Source organism: Oleiagrimonas citrea (genome assembly GCF_012395255.1).
Classification (GTDB): domain Bacteria; phylum Pseudomonadota; class Gammaproteobacteria; order Xanthomonadales; family Rhodanobacteraceae; genus Oleiagrimonas; species Oleiagrimonas citrea.
The window spans coordinates 327,263-345,645 of sequence record NZ_JAAZQD010000001.1; the positions used below are offsets into that span (position 1 = coordinate 327,263).

13 protein-coding genes are annotated in these 18,383 nt (G+C 58.7%); 6 read left to right on the top strand and 7 right to left on the bottom strand.

Annotation, left to right across the window (positions count from 1 at the left end; all coding sequences use genetic code 11):
• Positions 1-193: 193 nt before the first annotated feature.
• From HF690_RS01425 to HF690_RS01445, 5 genes are all read right to left on the bottom strand, one after another.
• Positions 194-412 carry a hypothetical protein gene (locus HF690_RS01425; RefSeq protein WP_168608200.1) on the bottom strand — a complete coding sequence of 73 codons (219 nt, stop codon included), beginning with the start codon at positions 410-412 and terminating at the stop codon, positions 194-196.
• A 236-nt stretch (positions 413-648) separates the two neighbouring features.
• Positions 649-1,116 carry a hypothetical protein gene (locus HF690_RS01430; protein ID WP_168608201.1) on the bottom strand — a complete coding sequence of 156 codons (468 nt, stop codon included), beginning with the start codon at positions 1,114-1,116 and terminating at the stop codon, positions 649-651.
• Between the two features lie 230 nt (positions 1,117-1,346).
• On the bottom strand, positions 1,347-3,701 hold the full coding sequence (locus HF690_RS01435; protein ID WP_168608202.1) for a DGQHR domain-containing protein: 2,355 nt from the start codon (positions 3,699-3,701) through the stop codon (positions 1,347-1,349).
• Positions 3,702-3,747: 46 nt separating this feature from the next.
• Positions 3,748-4,590, bottom strand: a complete 843-nt coding sequence (locus tag HF690_RS01440; RefSeq protein WP_205300774.1) for a DNA adenine methylase — start codon at positions 4,588-4,590, stop codon at positions 3,748-3,750.
• A gap of 51 nt (positions 4,591-4,641) precedes the next feature.
• Positions 4,642-8,190 (bottom strand): methylmalonyl-CoA mutase family protein, encoded by a 3,549-nt coding sequence (locus HF690_RS01445; RefSeq protein WP_168608203.1) that lies wholly within the window; start codon positions 8,188-8,190, stop codon positions 4,642-4,644.
• A gap of 181 nt (positions 8,191-8,371) precedes the next feature.
• Between HF690_RS01445 and HF690_RS01450 the strand changes: the two genes are divergently transcribed.
• From HF690_RS01450 to HF690_RS01460, 3 genes are all read left to right on the top strand, one after another.
• Positions 8,372-9,169 carry a M48 family metallopeptidase gene (locus tag HF690_RS01450; RefSeq protein WP_168608204.1) on the top strand — a complete coding sequence of 266 codons (798 nt, stop codon included), beginning with the start codon at positions 8,372-8,374 and terminating at the stop codon, positions 9,167-9,169.
• Positions 9,170-9,373: 204 nt separating this feature from the next.
• Entirely contained in the window at positions 9,374-9,868 is a 495-nt protein-coding gene (locus tag HF690_RS01455; protein ID WP_168608205.1) for a YXWGXW repeat-containing protein, read from the top strand.
• A gap of 300 nt (positions 9,869-10,168) precedes the next feature.
• Entirely contained in the window at positions 10,169-11,272 is a 1,104-nt protein-coding gene (locus HF690_RS01460; protein ID WP_113065954.1) for a Glu/Leu/Phe/Val dehydrogenase dimerization domain-containing protein, read from the top strand.
• 138 nt (positions 11,273-11,410) lie between these two features.
• On the opposite strand, the gene HF690_RS01465 is transcribed toward HF690_RS01460, so the two are convergent.
• Both HF690_RS01465 and HF690_RS01470 read right to left on the bottom strand, forming a co-directional pair.
• On the bottom strand, positions 11,411-11,995 hold the full coding sequence (locus tag HF690_RS01465; RefSeq protein WP_168608206.1) for a hypothetical protein: 585 nt from the start codon (positions 11,993-11,995) through the stop codon (positions 11,411-11,413).
• 22 nt (positions 11,996-12,017) lie between these two features.
• On the bottom strand, positions 12,018-12,746 hold the full coding sequence (locus HF690_RS01470) for a hypothetical protein (RefSeq protein ID WP_168608207.1): 729 nt from the start codon (positions 12,744-12,746) through the stop codon (positions 12,018-12,020).
• Positions 12,747-13,018: 272 nt separating this feature from the next.
• On the opposite strand from HF690_RS01470, the gene yccS reads away from it, so the two are divergent.
• From yccS to HF690_RS01485, 3 genes are all read left to right on the top strand, one after another.
• Entirely contained in the window at positions 13,019-15,154 is a 2,136-nt protein-coding gene (gene yccS, locus HF690_RS01475; RefSeq protein ID WP_168608208.1) for a YccS family putative transporter, read from the top strand.
• A 77-nt stretch (positions 15,155-15,231) separates the two neighbouring features.
• Positions 15,232-16,389 (top strand): isovaleryl-CoA dehydrogenase, encoded by a 1,158-nt coding sequence (locus tag HF690_RS01480; protein ID WP_113065952.1) that lies wholly within the window; start codon positions 15,232-15,234, stop codon positions 16,387-16,389.
• Between the two features lie 73 nt (positions 16,390-16,462).
• Positions 16,463-18,166: a molecular chaperone HscC gene (locus HF690_RS01485; RefSeq protein WP_168608209.1), complete on the top strand. Its 1,704-nt coding sequence runs from the start codon at positions 16,463-16,465 to the stop codon at positions 18,164-18,166.
• Positions 18,167-18,383 lie beyond the last annotated feature (217 nt).

Genomic DNA, 18,383 nt, shown 5'->3' on the forward strand with positions numbered 1-18,383 from the left:
AACTCTTGATCAGCACGGGAAGAATGAATTAATTCCCTCCACCCCTATTCCGTCAGATTCAAACGGACGTATATGTATCTGGAACCGTTTATGTGTACCTACTAAGGGACTCCGACCCAGTTAGTTGAAAATTGTCCCTGACACCGTTTTTACCGACACCCTTTTTCTTTTTTTCGCCGTCGGGAGTGTTTGCTTACGGCTCACCAAAGCGTTTCCAAATACCGCGAATGGTGAAGAACACAGCCGGAAACCATATAAGACCAAATAGTCCGAAGTAGCTACTGCAACCAAAACCACCCACATGCCCGTAGTTACAAGGCACGTTATCGTTGCCCAGCATCGGTATCCCGTAGCGCACGAAGGTGACCGCCGCCACAATTAACACCAGTGCCAAGGACAGAAAAAATTTCAAGGGTCTACGGATTCGCCTGATCTTATGCATGCCAAAAAATCATCCAACATTGACCCGGAACACCAGAACGGGGCAACTTCATTCCGAAGAGAATTAATTCCCTCCGTCCCCTATTCGCTGAAATGCACATCCTCCGCGCGAGTAGAATTAATTCCCTCCGCCCCCTTTTTGCCCAGAAATTGTCCCTGACACCGTTTTTCACTTCCCTACACCCCCTTTTGCGTCCTTTTCACGATTTAGTCAGCATCAATTTCAATGCCCTCACGGCGCGCGAAATCTCGCATTTCACGATATTCACGGATGAATATTGATACAACCCCCCCCCTTTCCTCCTTGTCACATGCTTGAAGCATCTTATCGATGTTTTCGACTCGTTCTTTGATGCTCGAGAAAATCATCAAATCCCTGGATCTTAGAGCATTTGATTTCACTACAACAGCCGCCCCAAATAATGCACCAGCAAATGAATAAACAACTCCAGATATCATTCCGTTTACGATACCCACACCATCATTGAGATATGGAAAAGCAATTTTGACAACAACATCAAGTGCACCAATAGCCACAGATCCAAAGAACGCAACAAATACTCCGGCAGCAACAAATCGCCATGGCTTACCGAGCATACGACCACTAACCCCCGTATATGCTCCCAAAGCAAATAAAACCGCAACCAACAAGCCAAACAAAAAAAAAACAAACATATTAATCACCCCCAAGAAAAATAAATAACACATGCAAAGATTAAATTAATTAATACCAAACACATAAATTGTCCCTGACACCTTTTCTCCTGGCACCGATCTCCCCGGCAGCGGGGCGACGGGCGCTTATGGTTCTATTGACAGGCGACGGCGAAATGGTGACACCTTTTTCGGGCACATATGGTTCTATTGACAGGGGCGAAATGATGACCCCTTATTTCTTTTTTGTTTTACTCTAATCTAGAAACAAGTACCGAATGAACATTCCTTAGAAAAGTTACCTCTTCACGGTTTAGCCTCTTTTCTCGAGTGCCTTGGTGAGCCCACAAGTTTCTATGTGAATTGAACACAGACATCCACTTTAGCTTTTCTCCTTTGCTATTGAATTTACCGATACCAGCATCAATGGCGAATACCTCTTCCATTGTTGAGAAATTTTCGGCACCCTCGGGACGCTTATTCCAGTGCTTCTCGATTATCGTCTTATAATCTTTAATAAAGAACATATCGGTCCACGGAATCTCTTTTCGCCCCAAACCTTCCTTATAATTACGTTGAATTTCGTCTGAGGCCCGCTGCTCGCACTGGCTCTTTATTTCTCCTATTTCTAAATCCCAATTGTCACCATAGAGATTTTTGAGCTTTGAAATAACTTCTCGTTTTATCAAGGACTCAATATCAGTGCCTAGCCGCCTACCCTCATCCTGCAAAGCATCATCTTGCCGTTCGAGCCAATCTTTAAGTTCTTCAGGACAATAATCAGCGAACTTGATGTGGACTAGATTTTGGAATTCCCTCAACCATTTAGTCTCAACTTCACTACCACGCATCTGAAGGAGTCTATTTTCATCCTCCTCACTCATTTTCGTTATCCCATCACATAGAGCAGTTAAATACGTCTCCAGAGCCTTAAATCGAGCATCCGGAGATGACAACGGAGAGACCTCTCCCCGCTCCGAAAGAAACCGGTTTACGCTCCCAATTAAACTTATAAAAGCAAAAGATCCTCTATTCGAAAGAATAAGATATTTTTCTCTTTCAAATATCATAGGATAACGGTCTTCGACCAATTCATAGCATTTATTAATGAATGCTACCGCGCTCGCGCGGCACCGCCGCATTTCATGATCATTTTCGTGATTAGCGGTATCGTAGAGTCCACACTTTGACGCAGGCATCTGAAACTTATTCCCCTTAGCATGAGGAAGGAGATCAGACTTCCTAAGAGCGTCAGAAAATGGTTTAGAAGACAACAAAGCAGCATCTTCACCGATTTGAATACGTCGGTACAACGGCCCCTGCTCTGTCGAGAGACACCTAACTATAGATGAGCGAAGTGCTTTAATTCGCGAATCTGCTCTATCTGCCGACCAATATAAATCTTCTTCCAAAGTTAAGCGCAGCGTTGCGCTAACTGACTTTTGATTTTCATTGATATCCATGAAGATCTTGAGCTGCTCCGATGGATCAAGATCCTTGAACGCAACCACGGGAATCGTGTTTGATTCTTTTCGCAGAGAGTTGGCGTATCCGTATAAACGATGCTGCCCGTCAATAATATATGCTATGGCGTAAGCATTAGGTATCTTGAGATAACCAACTCTAGAACGAGTATCTTCTCCTCGGCTGTCAGCTTCGAACTTTAATTTGCTACGCCTCTGATTAAAATTAATAATTATAGAATTAGGAAAATAACCGCCACCATCGATGAATTTTGTGATTCCCTTTAGTCTACTCGGCACCAGAAGCCTTTGGTATGTTGGCATTTCTGATTCGTTGGCCTCGGTTCTATGTAAAATAAAACCCATTCGCAAGAGCAGGTTTGGCTCAAGCGAAAACATATAATAGACCCGATTTCCCATTTTACCCTCGACGGCGGGCACCTCAATTGGGCTTCTGCTTATCGAGTCACCTCGAAATAGAAGCCCATTCCACTGATAAAATGCTGCATTTTTATATTTTTTAAGTAGACTATCAACGTATGCATAGGTGTTGTCATTGTAATGAAATACATTATTCTTAACCAATCTCTTTATATCTTCGCTCTGACTATCCACTCTCAGATTTCTTGTCGCAAAGATAAACTTAAACCGAACCCCCCTATGAAAAATTTCATCCAATGATTTCCTGAATCCACCCATGCGTCGTACTAACGCATCAAACTCTTCTTTGTAAGATTTAGGACGTTTAGATTTAATAGATGACTTACACTCGACAAGAAGTACGGATTCTTCGTTCGCTGCCACTATGTCAATTTGTTTCGTGTCGGCGGGGTCCTTTCCATAGGGAAGTGCGAAAGTTCTATCATAGCTTAGGCACGTATACCCTAGATCGTAGAGCTGGCACCAAACGTCGTCTTCAAACTGCCGGTCATGCGTCTTTCTTTTTCGCAACTTTGTCTTCGTCTTAAGGGGTGTGGTGTACTCCTCCCACCCCTGCTGGACGTAGTCGCTAACCAAGGAGTGATCTACACTCTTGAATTGAAACTCGGATTTTTTTGCTCTGTAGATTTTTTTAAGAGCAGCCTTATCAGTGATGAGCTTGCCTTTGAGGTCCTCAAGACTCATTCCGTCAAGAAAACTCATTTAACCCCCTCCATGAGTTCATTGTTGCTGAATTTCAAATAGCCACTTACCAGCCGATCCGAATCAATAACTCAGACACACGCCCTCGACGTGAAGGCGAGCCCGCGAGCACGCTTGAGCGATTGACTCTCTCAAGTGACCCATACCCTTCATAAAGCTCTCGAATTGATACGTGATCAGCGTTTGTTACTGTTATCAGAGCCCCACGATTAGCGGCTGCCACCAAGCAATCTTTTAAGCGAACTTGATCCGACCAACTAAATATTTTTTCGTTATATTTTACGAAACCGTTCAAGTTATGTTTGACCGTGTAAGGCGGATCCACAAAAATGAAATCTCCCGCGACAGCCTGCTCAACAGATTTTTCGAAATCCTGACTAACGATACAAGCAGATTGAAGCAAACCAGCTACGCGCTCGAAGTTGTCGGTATCGAGAACGACAGTTTCTTTTGTTCCTTTTGGGACGTTAAATTGCCCCTGCCGGTTTACGCGATAAAGTCCATTCCAACAAGTACGATTTAGATAGAGAAACCTCAAAGCTCGACCGACATCACTTCTCGGCCGAGAGGACCTAACCTTATAATAATAATCTGAATTATGGAATTTTTGCATTCTCGCCAAACCGCGAGCTACCGCTCTCCAGTCGTCACGTATCACTTGGTAAGCATTTATTAGCTCTAAATTCACATCCGAAAGAAGTGCTTCAGAAGGGTTTTCGGAAAAAAATACCGCACCCCCACCCAAGAATGGCTCAATGTAGCGCTTATATTTCCGAGGCACCACGCTGCAGTGCCCCGTTGTTAGCCATCTTTTTCCACCAGCCCACTTTACAAAAGGTAAGCACGCCCGCTCGACGGCTACCGTGCACTCATCCATCATTTTGTCCATTAGAGATGCTAAGTCCAAATGAGTTGAGTTCTGCATCTTAGGCAGAAAGCTTCACATATTCCGCCGATACTCCCCACCCACCTCATAAAGCGCATGAGAAATCTGCCCCAAACTGTTGAACTTCACAGCCTCCATCAACTCCTCAAACACATTCTTCCTCTCCCGAGCCGCCTTCTGCAACCTAGCCAGACTCTCAGCCCGTAGCGGATTCCGCGCCTCACCATACCGCTTCACATTGGCAATCTGCTGCGCCTTTTCGGCAGCCGTCGACCGAATCAGCTCAATCTCAGTGGCAACCTCCCCAGCATGCTCCTTCGGCAAGAAGGTGTTAACCCCAATCAACGGCAACGAGCCATCATGCTTCTTGTGCTCGTAATACATCGATTCCTCCTGAATCTTGCCACGCTGGTACATCGTGTCCATCGCCCCCAGCACGCCCCCACGCTCGCTGATCGCCTCAAACTCCTTGTACACGGCCTCTTCCACCAGATCCGTCAGCGCATCGACAATGAAGCTCCCCTGCCACGGGTTCTCGTTGAAGTTCAGCCCCAGTTCCTTGTTGATGATCATCTGGATCGCCACCGCACGACGCACGCTTTCCTCAGTCGGCGTGGTGATGGCCTCGTCATACGCGTTCGTGTGCAGGCTGTTGCAGTTGTCGAACAGCGCGTACAGGGCCTGCAGCGTGGTGCGGATGTCGTTGAACTGGATCTCCTGGGCATGCAGCGAGCGGCCCGAGGTCTGGATGTGGTACTTGAGCATCTGGCTGCGCTTGTTGGCGCCGTAGCGCTCACGCATGGCGCGGGCCCAGATGCGGCGGGCGACGCGGCCGATGACGGTGTACTCCGGATCCATGCCGTTGCTGAAGAAGAAGCTCAGGTTGGGCGCGAAGTCGTCGATGTTCATGCCTCGGGCGAGGTAGTACTCGACGATGGTGAAGCCGTTGGACAGCGTGAAGGCCAGCTGGCTGATCGGGTTCGCGCCGGCTTCGGCGATGTGATAGCCGGAGATCGACACCGAGTAGAAGTTGCGCACGCCGTGGTCGACGAAGTACTGCTGGATGTCGCCCATCATGCGCAGGGCGAACTCGGTGCTGAAGATGCAGGTGTTCTGCGCCTGGTCTTCCTTGAGGATGTCGGCCTGCACGGTGCCGCGCACGACTTTCAGGGTGTCTTCCTTGATCCTGGCGTAGGTCTCGGCGTCGACGACTTCGTCGCCGGACACGCCCAGCAGGCCCAGGCCCAGGCCGTCGTTGCCGTCCGGCAGGTCGCCTGAATAATGCGGGCGGCCGTGCTCGGCGTAGATTTCCTCGACCTTGTTGCGCGCGGCTTCCCAGCGGGTGCTGTCCTCGCGCAGGTACTTCTCCACGTTCTGGTCGATGGCGGTGTTCATGAACATGGCCAGGATCATCGGCGCAGGACCGTTGATGGTCATGGACACGGAGGTGGTGGGCGCGGACAGGTCGAAGCCGGAGTACAGCTTCTTCATGTCGTCCAGCGTGGCGATGGAGACGCCGGAGTTGCCGATCTTGCCGTAGATGTCCGGGCGCTCGGCCGGGTCCTCGCCGTACAGGGTGACCGAGTCGAAGGCGGTGGACAGGCGCGCGGCGGGCTGGCCGACCGACAGGTAGTGGAAGCGGCGGTTGGTGCGCTCGGGCGTGCCCTCGCCGGCGAACATGCGGATCGGGTCCTCGCCGGTGCGGCGGTACGGGTAGACGCCGCCGGTGTACGGGTAGGAACCGGGCAGGTTCTCGCGCATCAGGAATTTCAGGGTGTCGCCCCAGTCGCGGTAGGTCGGCGGCGCGACCTTCGGGATTTTCTGGTGGCTGAGCGATTCCTTGTAGTTCTCGACGCGGATGGTCTTGTCGCGAACCTTGTATTCGGTGACGTCCTCGGTGACCGACTTGTAGCGTTCCGGCCACGCGCGCAGCAGATCGACGGCCTCACTGGACAGATCCTTCAGCGCCTCGTTGTAGCGCTGGCGCAGCACCAGCAGGCTGCGGTCGACGCCGCCCTGCCCGTTCTCCTCGGTTTCCCAGTAGCTGCTTTCGTCGTCGCTGTCGCGGTGAATGTGCGCACCGGCGTTGGCGCTGACTTCGGCGGCGGGATACAGCTCCAGCGCCTCGGGCAGCGCCGGATCGCCCACTTCAGACAGCGCCTGATGCATGTACTGCGCCTTGCTGGCGGCTTCGGCCTGACGCTCGATATCCGTGTTGATACCGCGGCCCTGCTCGGCGATTTCGGCCAGGTAGCGCACGCGCTGGCCCGGAATCAGCACGGTGGCGCGCGGTTCCTTGATGGAGGTGTCCAGCGTGGGCTGGAAGTCGCAGTGCTCGGAGCCGAGACCGGACTCGCCGAGCTTCTCGCGCAGCAGGCGGCACAGCTGGGTGAACATCCAGGTGACGCCCGGATCGTTGAACTGGCTGGCGATGGTCGGATAGACCGGCACCTGATCGTCGGTCAGGTCGAACTTGGTGCGGTTGCGCTTCCACTGCTTGCGCACGTCGCGCAGCGCGTCCTCGGCGCCGCGGCGGTCGTACTTGTTGAGCACGATCAGCTCGGCGAAGTCGATCATGTCGATCTTCTCCAGCTGGCTGGCCGCGCCGTAGTCGGAGGTCATCACGTACATCGGGAAATCGACCAGATCGACGATCTCCGAGTCGGACTGGCCGATGCCGGCGGTCTCGACGATGACCAGGTCGTAGGCCTGGGCTTTGAGGAACGCGATGCAGTCGGTCAGCACCGTGTTGGTGGCGGCATGCGCCCGGCGCGTGGCCATGGAGCGCATGAACACGCGGTCCGAGCGCAGGCTGTTCATGCGGATGCGGTCGCCCAGCAGCGCGCCACCGGAGCGGCGACGGGTCGGGTCCACCGCCAGCACGGCAATGCGCATCTCGGGGAAGGCGTGCAGGAAGCGCAGCAGCAGTTCGTCGACCACGGACGACTTGCCGGCGCCGCCGGTGCCGGTCAGACCCAGCACGGGGGTGTGCTGGCCGGCCATCTGCCATTCCTTGCGCAGATGCGACAGCTCGCCTTCGGACAGCGCGCCGTTCTCGATCGCGGACATGATCGCGCCGACGCCGATCTCGTTGCCGGAGTCCGGCTGCGCGGTCGGGGTTTCCTCGGTCAGACGCTTGTCGCGCGCGGCCTTGGTGCGACGCATGACGTCCTCGATCATGGCCGTCAGGCCCAGATGCATGCCGTCGTTGGGGTGGTAGATGCGCTCGACGCCGTAGTCCTGCAGTTCCTTGATCTCTTCCGGCGTGATGGTGCCGCCGCCGCCGCCGAACACGCGGATGTGCGAAGCGCCGCGCTCTTTCAGCATGTCCACCATGTACTTGAAGTATTCGACATGCCCGCCCTGGTAGGACGACAGCGCGATGGCGTCGGCGTCTTCCTGCAGCGCGGCGCGCACCACGTCCTCGACCGAGCGGTTGTGGCCCAGGTGGATCACCTCCGCGCCCTGCGCCTGGATGATGCGGCGCATGATGTTGATGGCGGCGTCGTGGCCGTCGAACAGGCTGGCGGCGGTGACGAAGCGCAGCGGGGCGGCATCGGCCTGGGCGGCGCTCGCGGGGATCTGCTGGGCGGGCGTGCTCATGGGAACTCCAAGGTCAGAAAAATGCAGACCGCCATTGTATCGTGCGCCACCGATACAGCCATTTGTGCAACGCAGCATGCGTTGCTGCGCCACGCATTCGGCCGGATGGCCAAAGGCCTGCGGCGTGCTGCTGCGATACAGTGTCGGCCTGCATGGAAGAAGCCACGGGGAGAACCGCCGCATGAAGATGTCCGCCTTGATCGTTTCGCTCGCCGCCGCGCTGGTGCTGGCCGGCTGCGCCACCTCGCCCACTGGACGCAAGCAGCTGATGATGGTCTCCGATCAGCAGATGAATCAGCTGGGCGTGCAGGCCTTCAACGAAATGGGCCGGAAGGGCAAGTTCGCCAACGCACCGCGTCAGCGCGCCTACGCAACCTGCGTGGCCAAGGCGCTGATCGCCGTGCTGCCACCGAAATGGCGCAGCCAGAACTGGCAGGTGCAGATCATCGACGAGGACTCCGCCAACGCCTTCGCGCTGCCCGGCGGCCGCATCGGCGTGAACAAGGGCATGTTCAAGATCGCCACCACGCAGGATCAGCTGGCCACCGTGCTGGGCCATGAGCTGGCGCATGTGGTCGCGCGTCACGGCGCGGAGCGCATGTCGGACAACATGGCGGTTCAGGGCGCGGTGCTGGCGGGCACGCTGTACGGCGCCTCGCGCGGCAACGACGCCGGACGGACCATGGCCGCTCTGGGTCTGGGCGCGGAGGTCGGCATTCTGCTGCCGTTTTCGCGCACGCAGGAATCGGAAGCCGACATCCTGGGGCAGCGCTACATGGCGCAGGCCGGTTTCGATCCGCGCGCCGCGGTGACGCTGTGGCAGAAGATGGGCAAGCAGGGTGGCAAGGTGCCGGCCTTCCTGTCCACGCATCCCGCGCCGAGCCAGCGGGCCGGCAAGTTGGCCCAACAGGCGCAGCAGTTGATGCCGGTGTACAAGCAGGCGCGCGCCAGCGGGCATGCACCCAAGTGCCGGATGTAGTCGCCTCGGCAGGACACATCGCTTCCGACGGTGACGCGCGTTCCGTCCGCGACACCGTCGGCCATTCCGGACCACCCGGTCCGGCTGAACGCCGCTTCATGTAGCTTGCGCGTTTCTGAACGATCCCGCGCGGATCGTCAACGAGGGCAACCGTCGATTCGTTTTCTGCACTGCGGCCACCCGCCGCCCACGACGGAGCCAATCATGAAGACATTCGGAAAATTCTCGCTGCTGACCGCCCTCGCCCTGGGTCTGGGGACCGTGGCCTCGATTCCGCAGGCGCAGGCCGAAACGCGTTTGTCGGTGGCGATCGGCATCGCGCCGCCGCCGGCGCGCTACGAGCGCATTCCGCCGGCGCGCGTCGGCTATTTCTGGGCGCCGGGCTACTGGCGCTGGAACCGCGTGCGCTATGTGTGGACGCCGGGTCGCTGGCATCGCCACCGAGCGGGCTACGTGTACAGTCATCCGCGCTGGGTGCACCGCGACGGCCGCTGGGTGTTCCATCGCGCGGCCTGGAACCGTCGCGTCGCGCACCGCGCTTACCGGCATGGTCGCTACGTGCAGTATCGCCGCGACATGCGTCACGAGCGTCGTGTCGAGCGGCGTGTGGAACGCCGTCACGAGCGTCGCTACGACCGCCGCTACGACCGTCGGCACGACCGCCGCTACGACCGCCGCTACGACCGCGACGACGACTGAGTCACGAACACGATTCCGGCCCGAAGGCCACGAACCGGACGCCCGCCGCTGCGCGGGCGTCTTTGATTTTGCCCCTGCGCAGGCGCGGTCGCGTATGCCACAACCCCGCCCTGGTCGCAAACTGTCGCTGGCGACGACGAGGTACTACACTACGCGCCCATACGCCGGCCCCGCCCTGTTGCGAGGCCCATCAATTCACGTCAAATCAAGTACCTAGCACCGAGAATTGACACCCCTTGCCAGAGCTGAAGCAGCCGCTCACGGCGCTGCCCTGCCTGCTCACACGGAGTCTTGAGTCCGATGATTTTCGAAACAATCGCCAAAACCGGTCACGAGGAAGTCGTTTTCTGCCACAACAAGGATGTCGGGCTGAAAGCCATCATCGCCATCCACAACACGGTGCTGGGTCCCGCCCTGGGCGGCCTGCGCATGTGGCCGTACAAGACCGAGGAAGAGGCGGTCAACGACGTGCTGCGCCTGTCGCGCGGCATGACCTACAAGAACGCGGTGGCTGGCCTGAACCTGGGCGGCGGCAAGGCCGTCATCATCGGCGATCCGGCCGTCGACAAGTCCGAGGGCCTGTTCCGCGCCTTCGGCCGCTTCGTCAACTCGCTCAACGGCCGCTACATCACGGCCGAGGACGTCGGCATCGACGTCAACGACATGGAGTGGGTGTTCCGCGAAACCGAATTCGTCACCGGTGTGCATCAGGTGCATGGCGGTTCGGGCGATCCGTCGCCGTTCACCGCCTACGGCACGCTGCAGGGCGTAATGGCGTCGCTGAACTACAAGCACGGCAACGAGGACGTCGGCAAGTACAGCTTCGCCGTGCAGGGCTGCGGCCACGTCGGCAGCGAGTACATCAAGCTGCTGCGCGAACAGGGCGCGAAGGTGTTCGTCACCGACATCAACAAGGATGCGGTGCAGCGCTGCGTCGACGAGCTGGGTTGCGAAGCGGTCGAGCTGGACGAGATCTACGACGTCGACGCCGACGTCTACAGCCCGTGCGCGCTGGGCGGCACGGTCAATGAAGAGACCATCGACCGCATCAAGGCGCCGATCATCTGCGGCGCGGCCAACAACCAGCTGGCCACCGACGAGATCGGCGACGAGCTGAAGAAGCGCGGCGTGGTGTACGCACCGGATTACGCGGTCAACGCCGGCGGCGTGATGAACGTGTCGCTGGAGATCGACGGCTACAACCGCGAGCGCGCGATGCGCATGATGCGCACCGTGTACCACAACGTCAGCCGTATCTTCGAGATCGCCGACCGCGACAACATCGCGACCTACAAGGCCGCCGATCGCATGGCCGAAGAGCGCATCGCGATCATCGGCAAGGTCAAGCTGCCGCTGATGGGCAACGGCGGTCCGCGCTTCCAGGGCCGCATGCGCGGTCAGTAAGCGACGGCATCATCAAGCCGCATCGAAGGGGCGCCGCGAGGCGCCCCTTTTTCTTGATGCCGGGAACCTACGAAAGACGGCTTAGGCGCAACGCAACGAGCGCAGCATCCACTCGATGCCCCAAACCGCCCCTCTGCATCAATGACGCCACAGGGCACGATAGGTCTTGTTCCCGTCGAAATACGGCCCTTTGCTTTCGTCATCGCGGAAACATGGGTGCTGCGTCCCATCCCGATCCTCGCATTGAGTGAACTCTGCTTTGGCCCGGGCGCTCAGCTGTTCGGCCTGCGCACGCAGGTTAGCCACTTCTGCGCGCCGCGCCGCCAACTGGTCCAGCGACGGCACGAACACCCAGACACTCACGAGTACAGCCAGCCACAGCGCGACTGATATCGCGCAGGCAAAAAGAAACCGCCCCCAACCAAGTCGCCGAAGCGCCCGCCGATACGAATCTGCGGCGCATTCCGCATCCTTCCGCGCCTGTTCCATCGCGTGGCGCGTCGGTTCAACGGAGGATTCGGCAACCTCGACGAATGTCTTTCGTAACGTCTGATCCCAATGACTCAGTTGCTTCGCATACGCTTTGGAAAGACTCAGACAAAGGACTTGCACCCGGTTCATCTCGACCCGCATCGCATCCTGATCGTCTCGCGCAAGCTCCATCAGTCGACCTGCAATGTCATAGAGCTCTTGCAGGCGCGCTTCGTTTTCGGCTTCGGTCATAACGCTTCCTTGTTCAGAACGATCACCGTTCCAACCCGTGCCCTCGATCCCGACTTATAGAACGTTCCCGGGACATGGATCTCGTCAGCTCATGCTGAAGTTTCTGTTCCAGCGCATGGCTCCACTCCCGCGTCGTCATGCGCAGCGCGGACAAATCCTCCAGATAGGCATAAGCGAGACGACCCTCTGCATCGGACATCAGCAGCATCCCGCCAGACCCAATCGAACCCTCGCCCTGGAGTTTGCGCACAAGCGTCAGGTAGAAGGCCTCCTCCTCTCGCTGAGCAGCACGTACGGCAGGATCCATGCGCGCACTTTCCGATACATCGGACGCGAATTTTTCGATGCAGCCGGCCATGGTCTGCGTCAACGCATCATCGCTTGAAAAAGCGTCGAGGTAACTGGTGACTTTGATGGAAGCCGCATCCGGTTCCGTTTCGGAGAACTCGAGATACAAGTGCATGCGTCGTGACACGCGCTGCAATGCCAAATTGTCTTCGAGCGCTTTCGTCAACGTGACGTGCCTCACCGTCTCCTTGTTGAGCGCAGCCCCCTTTCGCTTGAACTCGATGAGCCGACTCATCCCTGGGAACGTCATCAGGACATCACCGAGAAGCGTGTCGGCCGGCGTTTGCTGAAGCAGATTTATTGCGCCTTGGTGTCCAACGCCATCGGCATGCTGACGCATGGCAAAACCAAGACCATAAAGAAAGTTTCCAATGATCACATTCTCGTAGATTTTGGGATGCATACAACGAGAAACCTCCGTGTGTAGGAGCGCTCCAACCCTCAGAGCGCACGTTGCGAAAAAGACCGGCCACGAACAAACATCCAGGAACGCGAACTCCAGCCATGGTCTTGCCGTACTGGAAAAGATCCCACCTGCGCTCTGGCATGCGCGGCGCAGACAAAGCGGTCCAGAATCGTCGACGTCCTTATGCACGACGTACGAGCCGAGCAAACTCGACACGCACGCATTGCGCTACGCTGCAGCCGATCCGCCGTACCGAGCCAATCCTATCCATGCTGCGCTTGCTATCCCACTTTAGAACCTCGGACCGCTTTGCCGATGCACTGCGCGTCTTGCTGGCGATGCTCGGTGCGGCGCTATACGGCATGCAGACGCAACAGCCGCACCTGATGATCGGGCTGCTGCTCGGCGTGATCGCCGCGGCACTGGCAGAAACCGAGGATGCCTGGCTTCGCAGACTGCAAGCACTGCTCGGCACGCTGCTGTGCTTCCTGATTGCCGCGTTCGTGGTCGAAGCGCTGTTCACCCAACCCCTGGCGTTCGCCGCGGCGCTGACACTGGGCAGCTTCCTGCTGGTGATGCTGGGCGCGGCCAGCCCTCGCTACGCCACCATCGCCAGCGCCACGCTGCTGCTGGCGGTGTACACCATGATCGGCATGGACCAGCCCGGCGCGAACGCACTGCCGATCTGGCACGAGCCGCTGCTGCTGGTCGCCGGCGCCGCCTGGTACGGCCTGTTCGCCATGGCGTGGAGCGTGCTGTTCGTCCAGCACCCCGTGCGCCAGGCACTGGCGCGGCTGTACGCGACGCTCGGCGACTACCTCGACGCCAAGGCGCAGTTGTTCGAACCGGTGCGCGACCTGCCGGTGCCGACCCTGCGCGCGCGGCTGGCGCAGATCAACGGCGATGTGGTCGAGGCGCTCAACGGCTGCCGGCTGACACTGATCGACCGGCTGGATCGACGCCGCCCGCATGCCGCGCTGGAGCGTTCGCTGTCGCTGTATCTGGCCGCCCAGGACATCCATGAACGCGCGTCGTCGTCGCACTATCCGTACCAGGAACTGGCGCAAGCGTTCTTCCACAGCGATGTGATGTTCCGCGCCCAGCGCGTGATGCGCGGTCTGGCCCAGGCCTGTCGGCAGCGCGCCGCGGACGAGCGCGTGGGCGCAGCGTTCCGCTGGTCGGACGAACTCGACGAAAGCATCCGCGAACTGCGCGAGGCGGTGACGCGGCATCGCGCCGGTCCGGAATCCGCGCCACCGGAACTGCTGCAAGCACTCGACCGGTTGATCGACAACCTTCACCATTTGATGCGGCGCATCGCCTGCGCCGAGGCGCCCGATGCGGAAGACGCCGACCGCAGTCTGCACGACCCGACGCCTTCCGGCCCCATCGAAGCGCTGCGCCGCATCCGCACCCAGCTCACACCGACCTCGGCGCGCTTCCGTCACGCACTGCGCCTGAGTCTGGCCATGCTGATCGGCTACCTCGTGCTGCGCCTGATCCACCCCGGCCAGGGCTACTGGATTCTGCTGACGGTGATGCTGGTGTGCCAGCCCAGTCACGGCGCGACCCGGCAGCGCGTGCTGCAGCGCATCGGCGGCACCTTCGTCGGCCTCTTGGCAGGCTGGGCGCTGCTCACGCTGTTCCCGGACCCGCGCGCGCAACTGGCGTGGACGGTGGCGGGCGGCGTGCTGTTCTTCGTGACCCGCTATCGACGCTACCTGGTTGCCACGGCGGCCGTCACGGCATTCGTGCTGCTGGCTTTCAATCAGATCGGCAACGGCTTCGAGCTGATCGTGCCGCGCATGCTCGACACCCTGCTGGGCGGCGCCATCGCAGTGGCGGTAACGCTGCTGGTGCTGCCGGACTGGCGCGAACGCGAGCTGGGCACGCTGTATGCGGAACTGCTGCGCGCGCAGGCCGGCTACCTCGAAGCCATCGTCGCCCAGTACGCCAGCGGCAAGCGCGACGACCTGCCCTACCGACGCGCACGGCGGGATGCGCACGAAGCCGATGCCGAACTGAGCGCGCATCTCGGCCATGCGCGCAGTGACCCGGCCGGCCAGCGCGCCGATGCCGACCTGACACTGCGCCTGCTGGCCGCCAGCCAGGAACTGCTCGGCCATCTCTCGGCGCTGGGCGCGCACCGACCGACATCGCCGGTTCCCGACACCGCTCGCGCGATTCCGACGCAGGGCTCGGCGCTCGCCGCCCGCATGCACGCGCTTGCGGACGGCTCATCCATGAACGACCAGGACCGAAGCGACGCCGGACAGAGCGTTGTGTCGACAGACGAAACGATGCCCGCCGAACAGCGCGTCGCTCTGACGCAGCTTCGCCTTCTCCGCGAGCAACTGCCTGTTCTGGAAGAACTTTACAGACACACCCGCAGCAACGCGCGCTGAGCGGAGTCGTTTCCCCGGATGCCGCCGTGGAGCCGCTGCGGTACCATGGACGGCCCTTTCCAAGGAGTCGGTCCGTTATGCGTCCTTTTTCCCTCGGTGATGATCTGGACATGCTGCGCGAGAGCGTGGCCGCCTTCGCGGAGAAGGAGATCGCCCCGCGCGCGGACCGCATCGACCGCGAGAACGTCTTCCCCGAGGACCTGTGGCGCAAGCTCGGCGAGATGGGCCTGCTCGGCGTCACCGTCAGCAGTGAGTACGGCGGCTCGGACCTGGGCTACCTGGCGCACCTGATCGCGATGGAGGAAATCTCTCGCGCCTCCGGTTCGGTCGGCCTGTCCTACGGCGCGCATTCGAACCTGTGCGTCAACAACATCTTCCACAACGGCAACAAGGCACAGCTGGAGAAATACATTCCCAAGCTGTGCTCGGGCGAATACGTCGGCGCACTGGCGATGAGCGAGCCCGGTGCGGGTTCGGACGTGGTCGGCTCGATGACCTGCCGCGCCGAGAAGAAAGGCGATGTGTGGGTCGCCAACGGCTCGAAGATGTGGATCACCAACGGCCCCGACGCCGACGTGCTGCTGGTCTATATGCGCACCGCCGGCCGCGAGGCGGGCAGCCGCTGCATGACCGCCTTCATCATCGAGAAGGGCATGAAGGGCTTCAAGACCGCGCAGAAGCTGGACAAACTGGGCATGCGCGGATCCAACACCTGCGAACTGGTGTTCGAGGACTGCGAGATCCCCGAGGAGAACATCGTCGGCGAAGTCAACGAGGGCGTGCGCGTGCTGATGAGCGGCCTCGATACCGAACGCCTGGTGCTCTCGGGCGGCCCCATCGGCCTGATGCAGGCGGCGCTGGACATCACCCTGCCCTACGCCCGCGAGCGCAAGCAGTTCAACGCGCCCATCGGCACGTTCGGCATCATGCAGGCCAAGATTGCCGACATGTACACCGCGCTGCAGTCCTCGCGCGCCTACGCCTACATGGTCGCGCAGCAGTTCGACGACAACGTGAAATCGCGCATCGATCCGGCCTCGTGTCTGCTCAAGTGTTCGTCCGACGCGGTGCAGGTGGCGCTGGAGGCCATCCAGACGCTGGGCGGCAACGGCTACATCAACGAGTACCCGACCGGCCGCATCCTGCGCGACGCCAAGCTGTACGAGATCGGCGCGGGCACCAACGAGATCCGCCGCATGCTGATCGGCCGCGAGCTGTTCCACGGCAAGGCGTGAAAAATACTGCCTGACCACCAAAATAATGATCTGAAGGCGAAGCCTTCGACGACAATCAAGGGGGAAATCAAGGATGATCATTGGGGTCGACCTCGGCACTACACACTCGCTTGTCGGTGTGTGGAAAAACGGCAAACCCGAACTTGTTCCGAATGCCTTGGGATCACTCTTGACTCCATCTGTCGTCGGACTGGACGACCATGGCGAAATGATCGTCGGGGCACTGGCGCGCGAGCGTCTGGTGACTCACCCTGACCGCACCGTCGCTGCGTTCAAGCGTTTCATGGGCACCCCGCGAGCGACGAAGCTTGGCAAGCACACGCTCCGCCCCGAAGAACTGAGTTCTCTGGTACTCAAGTCCCTGATCGACGATGTCGAGAAGCAATGCGGCGAACGTCCGACGGAAGCGATCATCAGCGTTCCAGCTTATTTCAGTGATGCGCAACGCAAGGCGACGCGCGCTGCCGGTGAATTGGCCGGCATTCGTGTGGAAAGGCTCATCAATGAACCTACCGCCGCTGCACTGGCCTATGGGCTGAACCAGCGGGGCGCGGAGAACCGTTTTCTCGTGCTCGACCTGGGCGGAGGAACCTTCGACGTATCGATCCTCGAAATGTTCGACGGCGTCATGGAGGTACATGCCTCGGCCGGTGACAACTATCTCGGTGGCGAGGATTTCCTGGACCAGTTGTTCGACGCCGCGCTGCAAAAGTGTGGCATCACCGAACAGGATCTCGACCTGTGCACCAAGGCCACATGGCGAGAGCGCGTGGAAACGGCCAAGCGTCAACTGGGCACCCGAGCTTCCGTGGACATCGAAGTGCCGCACGGAACCAACAGCACAGAGGTACATTGCAGCTTCTCGCAGGAGGAATTCGAGAATCTATGCGCGCCCTTGCTCGAACGCATGCAGGCTCCCATCGAACGAGCACTCAACGATGCCAGTCTGACACCTGACGACCTCGACGAAGTCGTACTTGTCGGCGGTGCCTCGCGCATGCTCATGGTGTCTCGTCTGGTTTCGCGCATGTTCGGTCGCCTTCCGTTGCGGCACATCTATCCGGATGAAGCCATCGGCATAGGCGCCACCGTGATGGCGGCCCTGAAGAGCCGTCAGCAGGAACTCGACGAAGTCATCATGACGGACGTGTGTCCGTACACGATGGGAGTAGAAGTTTCCGAACGCTCTGCCTCCGGTCAGATCATGGAGGGTCTGTTTTCTCCAATCATCGAACGCAATATGGCCGTCCCGGTCAGTCGATCTGGATTGTATCGGCCGATGCGCAATGGACAGCGTTTGATTACGCTGAACGTCTATCAAGGTGAATCGCCCCGCGTATCGGACAACGTGTTGCTCGGTACGTTGAATGTCTATTTGCCCGTGAACGGATCGACAGAAACCGGAGCGGAAGTTCGCTTCACCTACGACGTCAACGGACTACTCGAAGTCGAAGCAGTCGTGATGGGCACGGATGAACGCTACCGCCTGGTGATTGAAAGCAACCCTGGCGTGCTCAGCAAAGATGAAATTCGCCAACGCCTGAAAGCATTGGAAAAAATCAAGATCCATCCTCGCGACCAACAAGCGAACCAGGCACTCATGACTCGTGCGAAGCGTCTGTATGCGGAATGTCTGGGCGATTACCGCAAAATGATCGGCGAGTGGTTGACGGCCTTCCAAGCCGAACTAGAAAGCCAGGATGAATCAAGAATTCGCAAGGCCAGAAAACGTATGGCGGAGATGCTCGAGCAGGTTGAAACCGGGGCTTTCCGATGACGCTTCCCCGGAATAACCCATGGCAAATCCTCGGCATCGCTCCGACGACCGACCGTAGAGCCATCAAACGTGCCTATGCGACGGCTTTACGACACTGTCGCCCGGAGGAGGATGCTGAAGGATTCCAACGCCTGCGCTTGGCCTACGAGTGGGCATTGAACCGTCTCGGCGAACCCCGGCGCCCACTGGCAACTCCGAAAAGTCTGCCCCAGACTCC

Excerpts from the sequence above, each read along its gene's own strand:
- HF690_RS01465 (WP_168608206.1), bottom strand. The coding sequence starts at position 11,995 with ATGACCGAAGCCGAAAACGAAGCGCGCCTGCAAGAGCTCTATGACATT.
- HF690_RS01455 (WP_168608205.1), top strand. The coding sequence starts at position 9,374 with ATGAAGACATTCGGAAAATTCTCGCTGCTGACCGCCCTCGCCCTGGGT.
- HF690_RS01445 (WP_168608203.1), bottom strand. The coding sequence starts at position 8,190 with ATGAGCACGCCCGCCCAGCAGATCCCCGCGAGCGCCGCCCAGGCCGAT.
- HF690_RS01435 (WP_168608202.1), bottom strand. The coding sequence starts at position 3,701 with ATGAGTTTTCTTGACGGAATGAGTCTTGAGGACCTCAAAGGCAAGCTC.
- HF690_RS01485 (WP_168608209.1), top strand. The coding sequence starts at position 16,463 with ATGATCATTGGGGTCGACCTCGGCACTACACACTCGCTTGTCGGTGTG.
- yccS (WP_168608208.1), top strand. The coding sequence starts at position 13,019 with ATGCTGCGCTTGCTATCCCACTTTAGAACCTCGGACCGCTTTGCCGAT.
- HF690_RS01460 (WP_113065954.1), top strand. The coding sequence starts at position 10,169 with ATGATTTTCGAAACAATCGCCAAAACCGGTCACGAGGAAGTCGTTTTC.
- HF690_RS01430 (WP_168608201.1), bottom strand. The coding sequence starts at position 1,116 with ATGTTTGTTTTTTTTTTGTTTGGCTTGTTGGTTGCGGTTTTATTTGCT.
- HF690_RS01450 (WP_168608204.1), top strand. The coding sequence starts at position 8,372 with ATGAAGATGTCCGCCTTGATCGTTTCGCTCGCCGCCGCGCTGGTGCTG.
- HF690_RS01480 (WP_113065952.1), top strand. The coding sequence starts at position 15,232 with ATGCGTCCTTTTTCCCTCGGTGATGATCTGGACATGCTGCGCGAGAGC.
- HF690_RS01440 (WP_205300774.1), bottom strand. The coding sequence starts at position 4,590 with ATGGACAAAATGATGGATGAGTGCACGGTAGCCGTCGAGCGGGCGTGC.
- HF690_RS01470 (WP_168608207.1), bottom strand. The coding sequence starts at position 12,746 with ATGCATCCCAAAATCTACGAGAATGTGATCATTGGAAACTTTCTTTAT.